This window comes from Streptomyces specialis (assembly GCF_001493375.1).
Classification (GTDB): Bacteria; Actinomycetota; Actinomycetes; order Streptomycetales; family Streptomycetaceae; genus Streptomyces; species Streptomyces specialis.
The window spans coordinates 231,284-246,504 of the sequence record NZ_LN929893.1; the positions used below are offsets into that span (position 1 = coordinate 231,284).

Genomic DNA, 15,221 nt, shown 5'->3' on the forward strand with positions numbered 1-15,221 from the left:
CGGGGTGGGGGGGAGGGGGGGGTGGGGGCGGGGGGGGGTGGGGGGTGGGAGCGGGTGAGCCCGGTGGGGAGAGTGGCGGGGGGCTGGGGCGGGTGGGGGGGGAGCCGCCGGGGGGGGGCGGGGGGGGGCCCTGGGGGGGGGGGGGGGGCGCGAGGGGGCGCGGCGGTTCGGGTGCCCGCCACCGCCACGCCGAGCACGGCCCGTCTGCCGGGTCGTGCGGTGTCCCCGCCTGCCGTCTGTCGAGCTGCCATGGTCCACTCCGTAGGGCTCGTCGCTCCGGCCCGCGTGGTCCCCGCGGGCCTGCCGGTCGCGCCCCGATCATGGTCGGCGGCCCTGTACGCACCGGGACGGGCGGGGAAACGCATGAGAAAGCCGCGTCAAAACCGAGTATCCGTGGTGTGAACCCCCCGCGCGACGCGAAGGAAGAGACGAGTATCGTCACTGGAGATACGGGCACACCCATGCCCATGACCGACCGGAGGGGAAGTTGTCCCGATTCGTGCTGCTGAAGGTGCTGCTCGGCCCTCTGCTGAAGCTCTTCTTCCGCCCGCGGGTCGAGGGAGGCGAGAGCGTTCCCGCCGACGGGCCGGTCATCCTGGCCGGCAACCACCTCACGTTCATCGACTCGATCATCCTGCCCCTGGTCATGGAGCGGCAGGTGTTCTTCATCGGCAAGGACGAGTACGTCCGGGGCCGCAGCCTCAAGGGCCGGCTCATGGCGTGGTTCTTCACCGCCGTCGGCATGATCCCGGTGGACCGGGACGGCGGCCACGGCGGCGTCGCGGCGCTGATGACCGGGCGGCGGGTGCTGGAGGAGGGCAAGGTCTTCGGGATCTACCCCGAGGGCACGCGGTCACCCGACGGGCGCCTGTACCGGGGCCGCACCGGCATCGCGCGCCTGACGCTCATGACCGGCGCGCCGGTGGTGCCGTTCGCGATGATCGGCACCGACCAGGTCCAGCCGGGCGGCCGTGGCCTGCCCCGGGTGGGGCCCGGCCGGCGGATCACGGTCCGCTTCGGCGAGCCCCTGGACTTCTCGCGGTACGAGGGCATGGACCGCGACCGCTACGTGCTGCGGGCCGTGACCGACGAGGTCATGGCCGAGGTGATGCGCCTGTCCGGCCAGGAGTACGTGGACATGTACGCGACCAAGGTGAAGGCCGCCTGACGGTCACGGCCGGGCGGTGCGCCTGAGCAGGCGCTGGATCGTCGGGTAGGAGCGGCCGGTGGCCCGGGCGATCTGGGCACGGGTGTGCCCCTGCTCCAGCGCCGCGCGGGCCCGTTCCGCGAGCGCGGCCCGTTCCCCGGGGGACAGCCGTTTGTTCTTCGGGTAGCGCGGCAGCCCGACCGGCGGATGAACCGGCCGGGGCCGGGCCGCGACCGGCGGTTTCCCGCGCCCTGCTCAAGGAGTGGGGACGGCTCGCTCAGGCTGCCGTCCGCAGACGGCAGTGGTCGGTGGCGAGAGCCCGAAGACGGGCGGCCACGGCGTCCGGCCCGAGTGCTGCCAGGGCCCACAGGGCACTGAGGCGGCGGCCCGAGGCCCAGATGCCGGTGGTCGGCGGCCGGAACGGCGCAACGGCGATGTTCTGGGCGGCGAACGGCTCGGGGTCGAGGTAGGTGATGCCGCCGGTCCCGCACAGATACGTCCGAGCGCCGGTCGCGGCGGCCAGATCGGCGAGGCGGACGGACCGGCCCGGCCGAGCGGTCAGGCGGCTGCTGGTGAGGATCTGGCCCTGCCAGCCGATCAGGTCCAGCAGGACGCGGGTGGACGTCTGGGCGACGACTGCGGTCCGCCCGGTGGCGAATGCGTCCAGCACGGGTTCCAGGACCTCGGGTAGGGCGGGCCAGTGGGGGCTGGCGCCATAGTGCTGCCGCACCATCCCGGCGGTCCTGCGGCGGGCCAGAACCGGGTTGTCGATCAACGCGTCCCGGAGGAGGGTGGATCTCCCGCCGGGGAGGCGGGTGGGGATGGTGAGCCACTGCTGGCGGGCCGGGTCGCCGAGGTCCGCGAGCCGGGCTCGGTGCTGGTAGTCACGGCGGGTGAACTGCACGTCGTCCAGGACGATCCAGTAGTCCGCCGCGAACAGCTTGGCCAGCGTCGTCAGTCTCGGGAACACGTTGGGCTGGTGGATGGAGCACAGTCCGCCCGGTTCGGGCAGCTCACGAGGCGATGAGGCGGCTGGTGAAGCCGTCGCGGATGAGGGCTTCGTACGCGGCATGCACGTCCTCCGGAACCTCCTGCTCGATGGCGAATCCGAGCTTCGGATACTCGATGACCCGCTGGAGGTCGCCGACGAGCATGTCCAGGACGAGCTTTTCGTCGCCGATGGACTTCAGGTAGTCGTCGAACTCCAGCGGTTCCGACGCACAGAGGATCTCGACGTCGGGCCACAGCTTGCGGGCGGTCGCGAACGACCGCCTTTCCATGTAGGGCTTGGAGACCAGCAGCGCCGTGGTCGGGTGGATGCCGGCGGCGGCGAGAACCTCGCGGGCCAGCGTGATGTTCTGCCCGGTGTTGGACGCGTTCGGTTCCAGCAGGATCGCCTCGGCCGGCACGCCGAGTTCGATGGCGTACTCGCGGTAGTGGACGGCCTCCCCGCGCGGGAAGCGAGCCTCGGTGGTGGGACTGTTGCCGCCGGTGAACACCAGCGTCGGGAAGAGCCCGGCGCGATACAGCTCGGCGGAGTGGGCGGCGACGCCGAGGTCGTGGCTGCCCAGCCCGATCGCCACGTTGACGGGCCGCAGTTCGTGCCGCATCTGGTGGTAATCCCAGATCAGCTTGGCCTGCCACCACTGGTCCTCGGTGATGCCCTGCTGGTCGTTGCTCACGCGTTTCTCCCTGTTCACCGTTGTCGGGGCCCGGTCGGCCCCTCACGCATGGCCTCGATGCCCTCGATACTGCGCAGCTGGTGCACGAGTCCGTACTGCGAGGCCACCTTGGCGGCTTGGTCGAGGACGAGGTGGCCATCATCCCGGGTCGCCGTGTCGGAGAGCAGGATGTGGCCATGAGCGGTGTCCAGTCGCACGCGCTGCATCGGTGAGTCCGTGCTACCGCTGCTGCGGGCGATGTCGATGAAGTGCAGGGCCTGAGTGAGATCGCCAGCGCCGCGGCGGGCGAGGGCGAGTTTCTGGTGCGCCACCGACCAGTCGTCCGGTTCGGTGAGGTCTTCGAAGTCGCGGATCGCCGCCTGTATGACGCGGGTCGCATAGTCGTGCTGGCCGTCCTTGCTCAGCGCGGTCCCCACCCACAATCTCGCGCGTGCCCGGTCGCGGCGGGAAAGCCGGTCGTCGACGGCGAGGGTCTCGTAGCTGCGGGCGGCGATCTCCAGCTTGCCGGACATCTCGGTGACCACGGCCAGGGAGAGGTCGAGCTGGGCGACGCGGCGGGGGATGTCGAGCTGGGTGAACACCGCGCGAGCGCCTGCATAGGAATGCTGGGCGGACAGCGGGCCGAGGACGACGCCCTGGTCGCGCTCCAGGTCGCCGAGCAGGGCGGTCGAGCGGGCGAGGAGATACAGGCCCTTTTCGTCCAGCTCGGAAGCCTTGGACCGGCCCAGCCACCGGGTGAGGAGGCTGTGGGCGAAGGCGAAGTCCTGCCGGGACAGGGCGACCAGGACGCGGTCGAGGTCGTCGGCCCAGGACTCGTACTCCCAGGCTCTCGGCCCGGAGGCGGTGACACGGCGCCCACCGGCGCTCTGCACCGGGCTGGTCATCTCGGAGAGGAGCGTTTCGAACCGCTGATGGACGACGGCGTCCGCGCGGCCGAGAGCGGTGTCGAGGATGGCCTGGGTGTCGGGTCTCGGCTCGGTGTCGGCGAGCTTGGCCTCCCACTTGGACACGGTCGCAACCGCCAGGCCGAGCTGCTGGGCGAAGGCCCGCACGCTCAGTCGCAGGGCGAGACGCAGGGCCCTGGCCTCAAGGCCGGTCCACTGGTGCACGGTCGCCACGCATCACTCCCTTCCACCGGTCATCGAAGCAGATCCGTCCAGTCGGCAGGACGGAGGTGGATCAGAAGTAGAACGGCAGGTGGTTGGCCGCGAGTCGGCCGGACGCCACGCTCAGGATGTCACCACTTTCGAGCCTTTGGACGGTCCAGATCATGGAACCTCTCACGGAGCATCGCCCGGTCAGCGGCCCGGTCGTTTACGGCTTTCTGCGGCTGTTGCGGGTCTCCCGGGCGCGGCAGGACGCGCTGGTCGCCTCGCTCGCCGAGTACTGCCGCAGCCATGAGTTGGAGCTCTCCGGCGTCTTCACCGACCGCGACGCGTCCGCAGGTCCGGCTTCGGCGGCCTTCAGCGGGCTGCTGGACGTGCTCGCACTACCGGACGTCTATGGCGTGATCGCCCCGGCCGAGTCGCATCTGGGGCCGAAGGCCATAGCCGCTGAACGCGGGCGCCGGATCGAGGCGGCCGGCTCGCGGCTGCTGCTGGTCCGCAAGCCCCGCACCGCCCACCGCTCCGTCTCCAGCAACGGCCCCGGACGGCGCCGCCATCCCGGCACCATCCGCGTCATGGGCGCCGAGTCATGAGGACCGTGATGACCAGGACGACCCGGCGGTTCTTCGAGACCCGGCCCGAGTCAGTCCGCCAGGCGGATGCCGCGCTCACGGCCGACCGGCTGCTGCTCGGATGCGCCCCCATCCGCTGACCTCAGATCTCCTCACATGGCCCCCGGACGGAACGGATGAGAGGGAACTGCAATGGAAACCTTCGAACGTGCCAGACTTGACGCCTACTTCGCCCGGATCGCCACCCAGTTCGCCCCGGGTGGGCAGACTGCGTCGTTCCTGATCACGCACCTGCTGGCCGAACGTCCCGCGTTCGTCCGCGCGGTCGCCGCGATGACCCGGCTGGCCGCAGTGCTGCCCAAGCCCAAGTCCGTCCACCCGGCCGCGAAGCGTGCGGTCGAGCAGACCGTTCCGGTCGACACTCTCACCCGCGAGATGTTCACCGACGACGGCACCGCCCTGGACTACCTCGAGTCCCGGGCCGCAGGGGAGACGGCCTGCCTGCTGGATGTCGGCGGCTACTTCGCCCCGAGCCTCGCCGAGGTCCACAGCCGTTTCACTGGCCGGCTCAGTGGGGTGATCGAGGACACCGAGAACGGCCACCGCCGCTATGAAGACCTCGACAAACTACCCTGCCCCGTCATCTCCGTCGCCCGGTCCCCGCTGAAGGACCCCGAGGACTTCCTCGTCGGCCAGTCCGTCGTCTTCTCCACCGAGGCCGTCATGCGCGACCGCGGCGACATCCTCCACGGACGGCCCGCCCTGGTGATCGGATTCGGCAAGCTCGGCTCCTCGATCGCCCGGCTCCTGCACGCCAAGGGCGTCCAGGTCACCGTCTTCGACATCGACCCCGTCCGCCGCATTCAGGCCCTCTCCCACGGGTTCACCGTCGCCCGTGACCGCGAGGCCGCCCTGGCTGGCGCCGGCCTGGTCCTCTGCGCGACCGGAGCGGTCTCCCTGCGGGGAGAGGACTTCTCCCATCTCCGCAATGGCACCTACATCGCCACCGTCACCAGCAGCGAGGACGAACTCGACCTGGCCGGACTCCCCGACGTCTACACCCGCACGCAGGTCGGCGACCACGTCACCCGCTACCAGACCACGGGCCACTACTTCTATCTGGCGAACGGCGGCAACGCCGTCAACTTTATTCACGGCGCCAGCGTTGGGCCGTTCATCTTCCTGGTTCAGGCCGAGATCCTGGCCGCGATCAGGATGCTCACCCGCGAAGACCTCGCTCCCGGCATCCACGAGGTCCCCGCGACCGACCGCGCCGCCATCGCGGCGACCTGGCTCAACTACTTCAATAGGTGATCACTATGGCCATCACGGCAGACCACATCCGCACCACCCTCGCCGACTACCTTGACCGGCACCCCGAGGCCAAGACCGAACTCGGCATCGTCCTCGGGCTTCTGGACGACGGCGACGACCTCACCAGCCGTAAGACCTGCCCCGGCCACGTCACCGCCGGAGCGATCCTCGTCCGCCCCGACAGCCACGTCCTGCACATTCTCCACAACGCCACCGGAAAGTGGCTGCTGCCCGGCGGCCACCTCGAAGCCTCCGACGGCACGCTTCTCCAGGCCGCCGGCCGAGAGCTCACCGAGGAGACCGGTATCCCGCCCCTCGTCATCACCCCGCACAGCCAGGTTCCCCTCCACATCGACATCCATCCCATCGACGCCAATCCCGCCAAGGACGAGCCCGCCCACCAGCACTTCGACTTCCGCTTCCTCTTCCGTACCACCGCCGACATCGGCGAGCTCCAGACCGAAGAGGTCTCCGGCGCCACTTGGCGCCACCTCGAAGCGCTGTCCGATTCTCAGTTGCGGCAGCGGATCACAGAGGCCATCCGTTGAGCACCGGGAAATAGTCGGCCTGGACGGCGGCTGCGCAAGGATTCCCGGCACGAAGCTCCGGCGACCACTGACCTCAGCCGCCGGGGCCGGGCGCTGCGACGTGGCATCTTCCCCCCGCTCCGTTACGAATCGTGAGGTGACCATGCGCTTGACGAGGAAGTGCGCCGACAACTGCTGGAGGGCGTCCGGTCCGCCCGTGCCGCCGAGTCCGTCGCGGGGGTGCGGCGGACGCTGGGGCCATTGCGGCGGCGCGGGGCCCGGGAAGCGGCGGATCTGGACGAGCGGGCCCGCGCGTGGCAGCTCGCCCACACCTGACTCAGTGCCAGGGGAGGGTGGCGCGGTGGTGCCAGTACGTCGTGGGGGGTTCCGCGAGGGTGGCCAGGGTGGCGCGTTGGGGGGTGGACAGGTGGAGGGTGGCCGCTGTCAGGTTGGCGGTGAGCTGGTCGAGGGTGGCGGCGCCGGAGAGGGCGATGCCGCACCAGGGGTGGGCCAGCACGGCGGCCAGGGCGACGGCGTCCGGGCCGGTGCCCGTCTCCTCCGCGACGCGGCGCAGCGCGGGTGGGGCGGCGTCACCGGCCAGGCGGCCGTTGGCCATGCCCTCCTTGACGATCACGGTGAGCCCGGCCTCGTGCGCCTCGGCCAGGGCGGGGCCCGCCGAGGTCTCCAGCACGTTGAACGTGGACTGGACCGTGCCGAACAGCGGGCGGCCGTCCACCGTGATCTCCAGGGCGGCGCGGATGGCGTCGGCCTGCGCGGGGCCGCTGGTGGACAGCCCGACGGTCACGCCGGAGGCGGCCAGCCGGGACAGGCGGCCGATCACCTCCGGGTCGGTGAGGGCGGGGCTCTCCGGGGTGACGGAGTGGATCTGGTAGAGGTCGAGGTGGTCGCCGAGCAGGGCGCGGGTCTCGGCGTACTGGCGGTCGAACGTGGCGGCCGAGTGGTCCTTGACCTCGTGCGTCCCCGCGTCGGCGCGCCAGTCGGCGGTGTAGGTGTAGCCCCACTTGCTGCCGACGACGACCTCCCCGGCGGTGTCCGGCCGGGTGGCGAGCCAGCCGCCGAGGAACTCCTCGGCCCGCCCGTACGAGCGGGCCGCGTCCACGTAGCGCACGCCGTGCGCGTGCGCGGCGTCGAGGAGCTGGTGCGTCCGGTCCCGCAGCGCCTCCCGGGTGCGGTCGGCGGGGAGGTCGCGCTCCCGCCCCAGGTTGATGTACCCGGGCCGGCCGACGGCGGCGAGTCCGAGCCCGACGCGGGCGGCGGGGGTGGCCTCGGGGTCGAAGCGGGAGAACGCCATGCGGGACCTTCCGTGCGGGGTCGTGCGGGTCGTACGGGGTGCGTCAGGCGGTCTCGCCGGCCACCCAGGCGCGCTGGCGGGCCAGGCCGGCCTTCGCCTCGGTGAGCTGGACGGCGACCGCGGCGGGCGCGGGGCCGCCGCGCGCGGCGCGGGCGGCGAGGGAGCCCTCGACGGTGAGCACCTCGCGCACCTCGGGCGTGAGGTGCGGGGAGATCTTCGCGAACTGCTCGTCGGTGAGCTGGTCCAGCTCGATGCCCTCCGCCTCGCAGACCTTCACGCACTCGCCGGCGACCTCGTGCGCCACCCGGAACGGCACGCCGCGCCGGACCAGCCACTCCGCGATGTCGGTGGCGAGGGAGAACCCGGCCGGGGCCAGCTCCGCCATCCGCTCGGCGTTGACCGTGAGGGTGGCCAGCATGCCGGTGAACGCCGGGAGCAGCACCTCCAGTTGGTCGCAGGAGTCGAAGACCGGCTCCTTGTCCTCCTGGAGGTCGCGGTTGTAGGCCAGCGGCAGGGCCTTGAGCGTGGCCATGAGGCCCGTCAGGTTGCCGATGAGCCGGCCGGACTTGCCCCGGGCCAGCTCCGCGATGTCCGGGTTCTTCTTCTGCGGCATGATCGAGCTGCCGGTGGAGAAGGAGTCGTGCAGGGTCACGAAGGAGAACTCCTTCGTGTTCCAGACGATGATCTCCTCCGCGATCCGCGAGACGTCCACGCCGATCATCGCCGTGACGAAGGCGAACTCGGCGGCGAAGTCCCGGGCGGCGGTGCCGTCGATGGAGTTGGCCACCGAGCCGCCCTCGAAGCCGAGGTCCGCCGCGACCGCCTCCGGGTCCAGGCCGAGCGAGGAGCCGGCCAGCGCGCCGGAGCCGTACGGCGAGACGGCGGTGCGGGCGTCCCACTGCCGCAGCCGCTCCGCGTCCCGGGCCAGGGCCTGGACGTGGGCCAGGACGTGGTGGGCGAAGAGCACCGGCTGCGCGTGCTGGAAGTGGGTCCGGCCCGGCATGGCGACGCCGGGGTGGGCGTCGGCCAGGGCGATCAGCGCCTCCTGGAGGTCGGCGATCAGCCCGGCGAGGATCCGCGCGTGGTCCCGCAGGTACATCCGGAACAGGGTGGCGACCTGGTCGTTCCGCGACCGGCCGGCCCGCAGCTTGCCGCCCAGCTCGGGGCCGAGCCGCTCCAGCAGGCCGCGTTCGAGCGCGGTGTGCACGTCCTCGTCGGCGACGGTGCCGGTGAACGAGCCGTCCGCGACGTCGGCCGCGAGCCGGTCGAGCCCGTCCAGCATCCGGCTCAGCTCGTCCTCGGTGAGCAGCCCGGCCCGGTGCAGGACGCGGGCGTGGGCGCGGGAGCCGGCGATGTCGTACGGCGCGAGCCGCCAGTCGAAGTGGACGGAGGCGCTGAGCCGCTCCAGGGCCTCGGCCGGTCCGTGCGCGAACCGGCCGCCCCACAGCCGCACGTCCGGGGCGCCGTGGCTGTCGTGGCTCACTGGGCGAGGTCCCGCCGGGCGGCGATCTTGCTGGACATGGCGAAGATGTCGATGAAGCCCTTGGACGCGGACTGGTCGAACGTGTCGCCCGTGTCGTAGGTCGCGAGGCTGAAGTCGTACAGCGACTGCTCGGACCGCCGGCCGGTGACGACGGCCCGGCCGCCGTGCAGGGTCATCCGGATGTCGCCGCTGACGTGCTGGTTCGCCTCCTCGACGAAGCCGTCCAGGGCGCGCTTGAGCGGGGAGAACCACAGGCCGTCGTAGACCAGCTCGGCCCAGCGCTGCTCGACCTGCCGCTTGTACCGGGCGAGTTCGCGCTCGACCGTGACGCTCTCCAGCTCCTGGTGGGCGGTGATCAGCGCGATGGCGCCGGGCGACTCGTACACCTCGCGGGACTTGATGCCCACGAGCCGGTCCTCGACCATGTCGATGCGGCCCACGCCGTGGGCGCCGGCCCGCTCGTTCAGCTCCTGGATCGCCTGGAGCATGGTGACGGCCCGGCCGTCGATGGCCACCGGGACGCCCTGCCGGAAGGTGATGACGACCTCGTCGGGGTCGCGGGGGGTCGAGGGGCTCTGCGTGTACTCGTAGATGTCCTCGATCGGCGCGTTCCAGATGTCCTCCAGGAAGCCGGTCTCGACGGCGCGGCCGAAGACGTTGGCGTCGATGGAGTACGGCGACTTCTTGGTGGTGGCGATCGGCAGGCCCTTGGTCTCGGCGAACGCGATGGCCTTGTCCCGGGTCATCGCGTAGTCCCGGACGGGGGCGACGCACTTGAGGTCGGGGGCGAGGGAGGCGATGCCGGCCTCGAACCGCACCTGGTCGTTGCCCTTGCCGGTGCAGCCGTGGGCGACGGTGTCCGCGCCGTGCTTGCGGGCGGTGGCGGCCAGGTGCTTGACGATCACCGGCCGGGAGAGGGCGGACACCAGCGGGTACCGGTCCATGTAGAGCGCGTTCGCCTTGACCGCCGGCAGGCAGTACTCCTCGGCGAACTCGTCCCGGGCGTCGACGACCTCGGACTCGACCGCGCCGCAGGCCAGTGCGCGCTTCCGGATGACGTCCATGCTCTCGCCGCCCTGGCCGACATCGACGGCGACGGCGACGACCTCCGCCCCGGTCGCCTCGGCGATCCAGCCGATGCAGACAGAGGTGTCCAGGCCGCCGGAGTAGGCGAGTACGACGCGCTGGGTCACGGTGTCTCCTTAGAATCCATGCACTGACTAGAATAAGTATGCAGGGCTCCGCATGTTTCGTCAATCCGGTGGCGCGCACTGGGATACTGCGTGCCATGGGCAAGGATTATGAGCGCATAGACGGCAGGCTGAGGACGTTCATCGAGGAGCAGCCCCTCTTCTTCACCGCCACCGCCCCCCTCGCGGGCGACGGCACGGTCAACCTCTCCCCCAAGGGCCTGACCGGGTCGCTCGCGATCCTGGACGACCGCACCCTCGCCTATCTCGACTTCGCCGGCAGCCACGCCGAGACCATCGCCCACCTCCGGGAGAACGGCCGCATCACGCTCATGTGGTGCGCGTTCTCCGGGCCGCCGACCATCGTGCGCGTGCACGGGCGCGGCGAGCCGGTCTTCCGGGACGACCCGCGCTGGCCGGGTCTGCTGGCCCGGTTCGCCGGCATCGACCCGGCCGACCACGGGCTGCGGGCGATCATCGTGGTGACCGCCGAGCACATCCGCGACTCCTGCGGGTTCGCCGTGCCGTTCATGACGTACGAGGCCGACCGCCCGCTGCACGCCAGGCGCTTCGCGCGCGAGACGGACGAGACGCTGGACACGTACTTCCGCTCGCGCTCGCACAACGGGACCAGCGTCGACGGCCTGCCGGGCCTGCCCCTGCCGCTGCCGCCGACCCCGCCCGCCGCGACGGGGGTGTGACGGCCGTGCGGAGCGCGTGGGAGCGGCCGGGGCTGCGCGAGGCCGCGGCGGAGAACGAACGGATCGTCGCCGCCGGGGAGTACACGGTGCCCGGCGGCGGCCGGGTGGAGATCGGCGCGGCGGTGGCGCGCGCCGCGGCCGGGCCCGCGCTGTTCGGGCCGGAGCCGGTGCCGGGGGTGCCGGCCGGGGGCGAGGCGCGCACGGCGGTCGAGGTGACCGGCGAGGACAGCCTGACCGCCGCGCGGCGGCTGGCCCGGGGCGGCGGCCCCCCGCCGACAGCCGGGCGGGGGTCCGGCGGACCGGGGGCGACGGCATGACCACGCTCCCCGACACCGCCGCCGAGCAGCGCACCGCGCGGGAGGCGCTGCGCCGGGCCCGCGCGCTGCTCGACCCGGCGCTGCGCGACTGGGTACGGCGCCTGCCCGAGCCGATCGCGCGGGTCGCCTCGTACCACTTCGGCTGGACGGACAGCGCCGGCCGGCCCGACAACGCGCCCGCCGGCAAGGCGCTGCGGCCCGCCCTCGTCTTCCTTAGCGCCGAGGCGGTGGGAGCGCCGGCCGAGAGCGCCCTCGCCCCGGCCGTCGCCGTGGAGCTGGTGCACAACTTCTCGCTGCTCCACGACGACATCCTCGACGGCGACGCGACACGGCGTCACCGCGCCACCGCCTGGACGGTGTTCGGCTCCTCCAGCGCGCTCCTGGCGGGCGACGCGCTGCTCATCCACGCGGCCCGGGTGCTGACCGAGGAGGCCACGGCGGCCGGCACGGTCACCGGCGTCCGGTGGCTGGGCGACGCCACCACCCAGCTCATCGAGGGCGAGTACGCCGATCTCAGCTTCGAGGAGCGCGACCACGTCTCCCTCGCCGAGTGCCTGGGCATGGCGGAGCGCAAGACGGCCGAGCTGCTGGCCTGTTCGTGCGCGCTGGGGTCCCTGTGGGGCGGCGGCTCCCCCGACCGGACGGACGCGCTGCGGCGGTTCGGCACCCACCTGGGCATCGCGTTCCAGCTCGCCGACGACCTCCTCGGCATATGGGGCGATCCGGCGGTCACCGGCAAACCGGCCGGGGCCGACCTGACGGCCCGCAAGAAGTCCCTGCCGGTGGTCGCCGCCTTGGACTCCGGCACCGACGCCGGGCGCGAGCTGGCCGAGCTGTACGCCCGGCCGCCCGCCCCGGACGCCGCCGCGTCGGACCCGGCCGCGACGTCCCGGCTCGCCTCGCTCGTGGAACGGGCCGGTGGCCGGGCCTGGGCCGAGGAGACGGCCGACGAGCAGGTGCGGCTGGCCCTGGACTGCCTGCGGGTCGCGGACATCGCGGACCCCGCCGCCGGAACGCTGGCCGCGCTCGCCCGGCACGCCTCGCGGCGCGACCGCTGAGAGACCGCCCGGGCGCGGCCGGTCCGCCCGGGCGGCTCAGTCCTCGTCGTCCTCCGGGTGCTCCTTCCCCTTCTGGGCCAGGCGCAGCAGATGGTCCGCCAGGGACTGGCCCCCGCTCGGGTCCCTGCTGATCAGCAGCAGGGTGTCGTCGCCGGCGATGGTGCCCAGGATGTCGTGCACCTCCGCCTGGTCGATGGCGGAGGCGAGGAACTGGGCGGCCCCCGGCGGGGTGCGCAGGACCACCAGGTTCGCCGACGCCTCCGCCGAGATCAGCAGCTCCCCCGCCAGCCGGGCCATCCGCTCCTCCTTGGCGGACTCGCCCAGCGGCACCCGGGGGGTGCGGAACCCGCCCTCGCTGGGGACGGCGTAGATCAGCTCGCCCCCGGTGTTGCGGATCTTGACCGCGCCCAGCTCGTCGAGGTCGCGGCTGAGCGTCGCCTGCGTGACGTTCAGCCCGTCGTCGGCGAGCAGCTTCGCCAACTGGCTCTGGGACCGCACCGGCTGTCTGTTCAGGATCTCGACGATCCGGCGGTGCCGGGCCGTCCGCGTCTGGGGCACGGCCGGGCCGTTCCCGGCCGGGTGCCGCTCGTCCGTCATGCTCTCTCCCCGTTGGTCATCGTTCTCCGGCCGACGTGTCCACGGTGTCGAGAACGCCGGGGAGTGCCGCGAGGAAGGCGTCCACCTCCTCGTCGCCCACGATCAGCGGCGGGGCCAGCCGCACCACGTCGGGGGCGACGGCGTTCACCAGCAGTCCGGCGTCCTGAGCCGCCTGCTGCACGCGCGGCGCCAGGGGCTCGGTGAGCACGATACCGAGCAGTAGCCCGGCGCCCCTGACCCGGTCGACGAGTGGGTGGCCCAGCCGCCAGATCCCGTCCCGCAGCCGCTCGCCCGCCTCCTTGACCCGCTGGAGCAGGTCCTCGGACTCGATGGTGTCCAGCACGGCGAGCGCGGCGGCGCACGACACGGGGTTGCCGCCGAAGGTGGAGCCGTGGGCCCCGGGCGTCAGCAGCTCCGCCGCCTCGCCGAACGCCATGGTCGCGCCGATCGGCAGGCCCCCCGCCAGGCCCTTGGCGAGGGTCACCACATCGGCCTCGACGCCCTGCGCCTGACCGGCGAACCAGTGGCCGGTCCGCCCGATGCCGGTCTGCACCTCGTCCAGGACCAGCAGCGTGCCGGTGGCGCGGGTGATCGCCCGGGCCTCCGCGAGATAGCCCTCCGGCGGGACGACCACGCCGTTCTCGCCCTGGATCGGCTCCAGGACGACCAGCGCGGTGTCCGTGGTGACGGCCGCGCGCAGCGCGTCGGCGTCGCCGTAGGGGACGTGGGTGACATCGCCGGGCAGCGGCAGGAAGCCCTCCTGCTTCTTCGGCTGCCCGGTCAGGGCGAGGGCGCCGACGGTGCGGCCGTGGAAGCCGCCGTGGGTGGCGACCATGTGCCGCCGGCCGGTGAGCCGGCCGATCTTGAACGCGGCCTCGACGGCCTCGGTGCCGGAGTTGCACAGGAAGACCCGTCCCGGCCGGCCGGCCAGGGCGAGGAGCCGCTCGGCGAGGGCGACGGGCGGCTCGGCCCCGAAGAGGTTGGAGACGTGGCCCAGGAGGGCGACCTGATCGGAGACGGCGCGCACCACGGCCGGGTGGCCGGTGCCGAGGGAGTTGACGGCGATGCCGCCGACGAAGTCCAGGTACTCCTTGCCGTCCGCGTCCCACATCCGGGCGCCCTCGCCGTGGGTGAGGGGGACGCGGGGGGTGCCGTAGTTGTCCATAAGGGCGTTCCGCCAGCGGGCGGTCAGCGCCGCGTTCCCCGTGGCGGGCGCGGTGGTCGGGGTGGTGTCGGCGTTCATGTCGGCTCTCCCTTACCGGCCTCGTCCGGGACGACCATCGTCCCGATTCCCTCGTCGGTGAAGATCTCCAGCAGGATGGAGTGCGGCACCCGCCCGTCGATGACGCGGGCGGTCCGCACACCGTTGCGGACGGCGTGCAGGCAGCCCTCCATCTTCGGCACCATGCCGCTGGCCAGGTCGGGCAGCAGCTTCTCCAGCTCGCTCTCCGTCAGCCGGCTGATCACCTCGTCGCTGGCCGGCCAGTCGGCGTACAGGCCCTCGACGTCCGTCAGCACCATGAGCGTCTCGGCGCCGAGCGCGGCGGCGAGCGCGGCGGCGGCGGTGTCGGCGTTGACGTTGTACACGTGGCCGTCGTCGGCGCTGCGCGCGATGGAGGAGATGACCGGGATGCGGCCGTCGTCCAGCAGCGCCTCCACGGCGCCCGGCTCGATGCCGGTGATGTCGCCGACGCGGCCGAGGTCGACACGTTCGCCGTCCACGGTGGCGAACCGCTTGGTCGCCGACATCAGGTGCGCGTCCTCGCCGGTCATGCCGACGGCGAACGGGCCGTGGGCGTTGAGCAGGCCGACGAGTTCGCGCTGCACCTGACCGGCCAGCACCATCCGGACCACGTCCATGGTCTCGGGGGTGGTGACCCGCAGGCCCGCCTTGAACTCGGAGGTGAGGCCGAGGCGTTCGAGCTGTGCGGTGATCTGCGGCCCGCCGCCGTGCACCACGACCGGGCGGAGCCCGGCATGGCGGAGGAAGACGACGTCCTGGGCGAACGCGGCCTTCAGCGCGTCGTCCACCATGGCGTTCCCGCCGAACTTGATGACGACGGTCTTCCCGTGGTGGCGGGTCAGCCAGGGCAGGGCCTCGATGAGGATGCGCGCCTTGGGCAGGGCGGTGTGCCTGCGGGTGGGCGACGTGGAGGTGGGCGGCACGGGTCCCGATGCGTGATTGTCCGTCATGACCGGCTTTCGCTTCTCGGCT

At 72.4% G+C, this 15,221-nt stretch carries 18 protein-coding genes; 8 read left to right on the forward strand and 10 right to left on the reverse strand.

Annotation, left to right across the window (positions count from 1 at the left end):
• Window positions 1-487: 487 nt before the first annotated feature.
• Window positions 488-1,168: a lysophospholipid acyltransferase family protein gene (locus BN2279_RS10810; RefSeq protein ID WP_059008480.1), complete on the forward strand. Its 681-nt coding sequence runs from the start codon at window positions 488-490 to the stop codon at window positions 1,166-1,168.
• A gap of 3 nt (window positions 1,169-1,171) precedes the next feature.
• On the opposite strand, the gene BN2279_RS31475 is transcribed toward BN2279_RS10810, so the two are convergent.
• The 4 genes from BN2279_RS31475 to BN2279_RS10825 all read right to left on the reverse strand — a co-directional run bounded on the left by BN2279_RS31475 (window position 1,172) and on the right by BN2279_RS10825 (window position 3,947).
• Window positions 1,172-1,342, reverse strand: a complete 171-nt coding sequence (locus BN2279_RS31475) for a helix-turn-helix domain-containing protein (RefSeq protein WP_107115531.1) — start codon at window positions 1,340-1,342, stop codon at window positions 1,172-1,174.
• Window positions 1,343-1,424: 82 nt separating this feature from the next.
• On the reverse strand, window positions 1,425-2,219 hold the full coding sequence (locus BN2279_RS10815) for a WbqC family protein (RefSeq protein WP_079032060.1): 795 nt from the start codon (window positions 2,217-2,219) through the stop codon (window positions 1,425-1,427).
• A complete protein-coding gene (locus tag BN2279_RS10820) occupies window positions 2,161-2,829 on the reverse strand; it encodes a YdcF family protein (RefSeq protein WP_059008481.1) in 669 nt (222 codons plus the stop codon). Before BN2279_RS10820 ends, BN2279_RS10815 begins: the two co-directional genes overlap by 59 nt.
• A gap of 14 nt (window positions 2,830-2,843) precedes the next feature.
• Entirely contained in the window at window positions 2,844-3,947 is a 1,104-nt protein-coding gene (locus tag BN2279_RS10825; protein ID WP_059008482.1) for a tetratricopeptide repeat protein, read from the reverse strand.
• Window positions 3,948-4,099: 152 nt separating this feature from the next.
• Here BN2279_RS10825 and BN2279_RS10830 point away from each other — a divergent pair, with 152 nt between their 5' ends.
• From BN2279_RS10830 to BN2279_RS29300, 4 genes are all read left to right on the forward strand, one after another.
• A complete protein-coding gene (locus tag BN2279_RS10830; RefSeq protein ID WP_059008483.1) occupies window positions 4,100-4,528 on the forward strand; it encodes a hypothetical protein in 429 nt (142 codons plus the stop codon).
• Between the two features lie 171 nt (window positions 4,529-4,699).
• Window positions 4,700-5,821 (forward strand): adenosylhomocysteinase, encoded by a 1,122-nt coding sequence (locus BN2279_RS10835; RefSeq protein ID WP_059008484.1) that lies wholly within the window; start codon window positions 4,700-4,702, stop codon window positions 5,819-5,821.
• A gap of 5 nt (window positions 5,822-5,826) precedes the next feature.
• Window positions 5,827-6,369 carry an NUDIX hydrolase gene (locus tag BN2279_RS10840; protein ID WP_059008485.1) on the forward strand — a complete coding sequence of 181 codons (543 nt, stop codon included), beginning with the start codon at window positions 5,827-5,829 and terminating at the stop codon, window positions 6,367-6,369.
• Between the two features lie 159 nt (window positions 6,370-6,528).
• Entirely contained in the window at window positions 6,529-6,684 is a 156-nt protein-coding gene (locus BN2279_RS29300) for a hypothetical protein (protein ID WP_159037189.1), read from the forward strand.
• Window position 6,685: 1 nt separating this feature from the next.
• Here BN2279_RS29300 and BN2279_RS10845 read toward each other — a convergent pair whose 3' ends face one another.
• Genes BN2279_RS10845 through BN2279_RS10855 form a run of 3 tightly spaced genes read right to left on the reverse strand, consistent with a single transcriptional unit; the run spans window position 6,686 to window position 10,336 of the window.
• The gene (locus tag BN2279_RS10845; protein WP_059008486.1) at window positions 6,686-7,660 is read right to left on the reverse strand and encodes an aldo/keto reductase; all 975 of its coding nucleotides are present in this window, start codon (window positions 7,658-7,660) and stop codon (window positions 6,686-6,688) included.
• 43 nt (window positions 7,661-7,703) lie between these two features.
• A complete protein-coding gene (gene argH / locus BN2279_RS10850) occupies window positions 7,704-9,143 on the reverse strand; it encodes an argininosuccinate lyase (protein ID WP_059008487.1) in 1,440 nt (479 codons plus the stop codon).
• Complete coding sequence (locus BN2279_RS10855) at window positions 9,140-10,336, reverse strand: argininosuccinate synthase (RefSeq protein WP_059008488.1); 1,197 nt, start codon at window positions 10,334-10,336, stop codon at window positions 9,140-9,142. The genes argH and BN2279_RS10855 overlap by 4 nt, the downstream gene beginning before the upstream one ends.
• 95 nt (window positions 10,337-10,431) lie before the next feature.
• Here BN2279_RS10855 and BN2279_RS10860 point away from each other — a divergent pair, with 95 nt between their 5' ends.
• The 3 genes from BN2279_RS10860 to BN2279_RS10870 are packed head-to-tail and all read left to right on the forward strand — an operon-like array spanning window position 10,432 to window position 12,409.
• The gene (locus BN2279_RS10860; protein WP_059008489.1) at window positions 10,432-11,034 is read left to right on the forward strand and encodes a pyridoxamine 5'-phosphate oxidase family protein; all 603 of its coding nucleotides are present in this window, start codon (window positions 10,432-10,434) and stop codon (window positions 11,032-11,034) included.
• Between the two features lie 5 nt (window positions 11,035-11,039).
• Entirely contained in the window at window positions 11,040-11,351 is a 312-nt protein-coding gene (locus BN2279_RS10865; RefSeq protein ID WP_234347729.1) for a poly(ADP-ribose) glycohydrolase domain-containing protein, read from the forward strand.
• Window positions 11,348-12,409 carry a polyprenyl synthetase family protein gene (locus BN2279_RS10870; protein ID WP_059008491.1) on the forward strand — a complete coding sequence of 354 codons (1,062 nt, stop codon included), beginning with the start codon at window positions 11,348-11,350 and terminating at the stop codon, window positions 12,407-12,409. Before BN2279_RS10865 ends, BN2279_RS10870 begins: the two co-directional genes overlap by 4 nt.
• Before the next feature lie 36 nt (window positions 12,410-12,445).
• Here BN2279_RS10870 and BN2279_RS10875 read toward each other — a convergent pair whose 3' ends face one another.
• From BN2279_RS10875 to argB, 3 genes are read right to left on the reverse strand one after another with little or no spacing between them, the layout of a single operon-like run.
• Complete coding sequence (locus BN2279_RS10875) at window positions 12,446-13,006, reverse strand: arginine repressor (protein WP_059008492.1); 561 nt, start codon at window positions 13,004-13,006, stop codon at window positions 12,446-12,448.
• A gap of 16 nt (window positions 13,007-13,022) precedes the next feature.
• Window positions 13,023-14,249, reverse strand: a complete 1,227-nt coding sequence (locus BN2279_RS10880; protein ID WP_059008493.1) for an acetylornithine transaminase — start codon at window positions 14,247-14,249, stop codon at window positions 13,023-13,025.
• Entirely contained in the window at window positions 14,246-15,199 is a 954-nt protein-coding gene (argB, locus tag BN2279_RS10885; protein ID WP_059008494.1) for an acetylglutamate kinase, read from the reverse strand. Before argB ends, BN2279_RS10880 begins: the two co-directional genes overlap by 4 nt.
• Between the last annotated feature and the right edge of the window lie 22 nt (window positions 15,200-15,221).

Excerpts from the sequence above, each read along its gene's own strand:
- BN2279_RS10870 (WP_059008491.1), top strand. The coding sequence starts at position 11,348 with ATGACCACGCTCCCCGACACCGCCGCCGAGCAGCGCACCGCGCGGGAG.
- BN2279_RS10875 (WP_059008492.1), bottom strand. The coding sequence starts at position 13,006 with ATGACGGACGAGCGGCACCCGGCCGGGAACGGCCCGGCCGTGCCCCAG.
- BN2279_RS10840 (WP_059008485.1), top strand. The coding sequence starts at position 5,827 with ATGGCCATCACGGCAGACCACATCCGCACCACCCTCGCCGACTACCTT.
- BN2279_RS10860 (WP_059008489.1), top strand. The coding sequence starts at position 10,432 with ATGGGCAAGGATTATGAGCGCATAGACGGCAGGCTGAGGACGTTCATC.
- BN2279_RS10845 (WP_059008486.1), bottom strand. The coding sequence starts at position 7,660 with ATGGCGTTCTCCCGCTTCGACCCCGAGGCCACCCCCGCCGCCCGCGTC.
- BN2279_RS10815 (WP_079032060.1), bottom strand. The coding sequence starts at position 2,219 with ATGCCGCGTACGAAGCCCTCATCCGCGACGGCTTCACCAGCCGCCTCA.
- BN2279_RS10835 (WP_059008484.1), top strand. The coding sequence starts at position 4,700 with ATGGAAACCTTCGAACGTGCCAGACTTGACGCCTACTTCGCCCGGATC.
- BN2279_RS10830 (WP_059008483.1), top strand. The coding sequence starts at position 4,100 with ATGGAACCTCTCACGGAGCATCGCCCGGTCAGCGGCCCGGTCGTTTAC.
- argB (WP_059008494.1), bottom strand. The coding sequence starts at position 15,199 with ATGACGGACAATCACGCATCGGGACCCGTGCCGCCCACCTCCACGTCG.
- BN2279_RS10880 (WP_059008493.1), bottom strand. The coding sequence starts at position 14,249 with ATGAACGCCGACACCACCCCGACCACCGCGCCCGCCACGGGGAACGCG.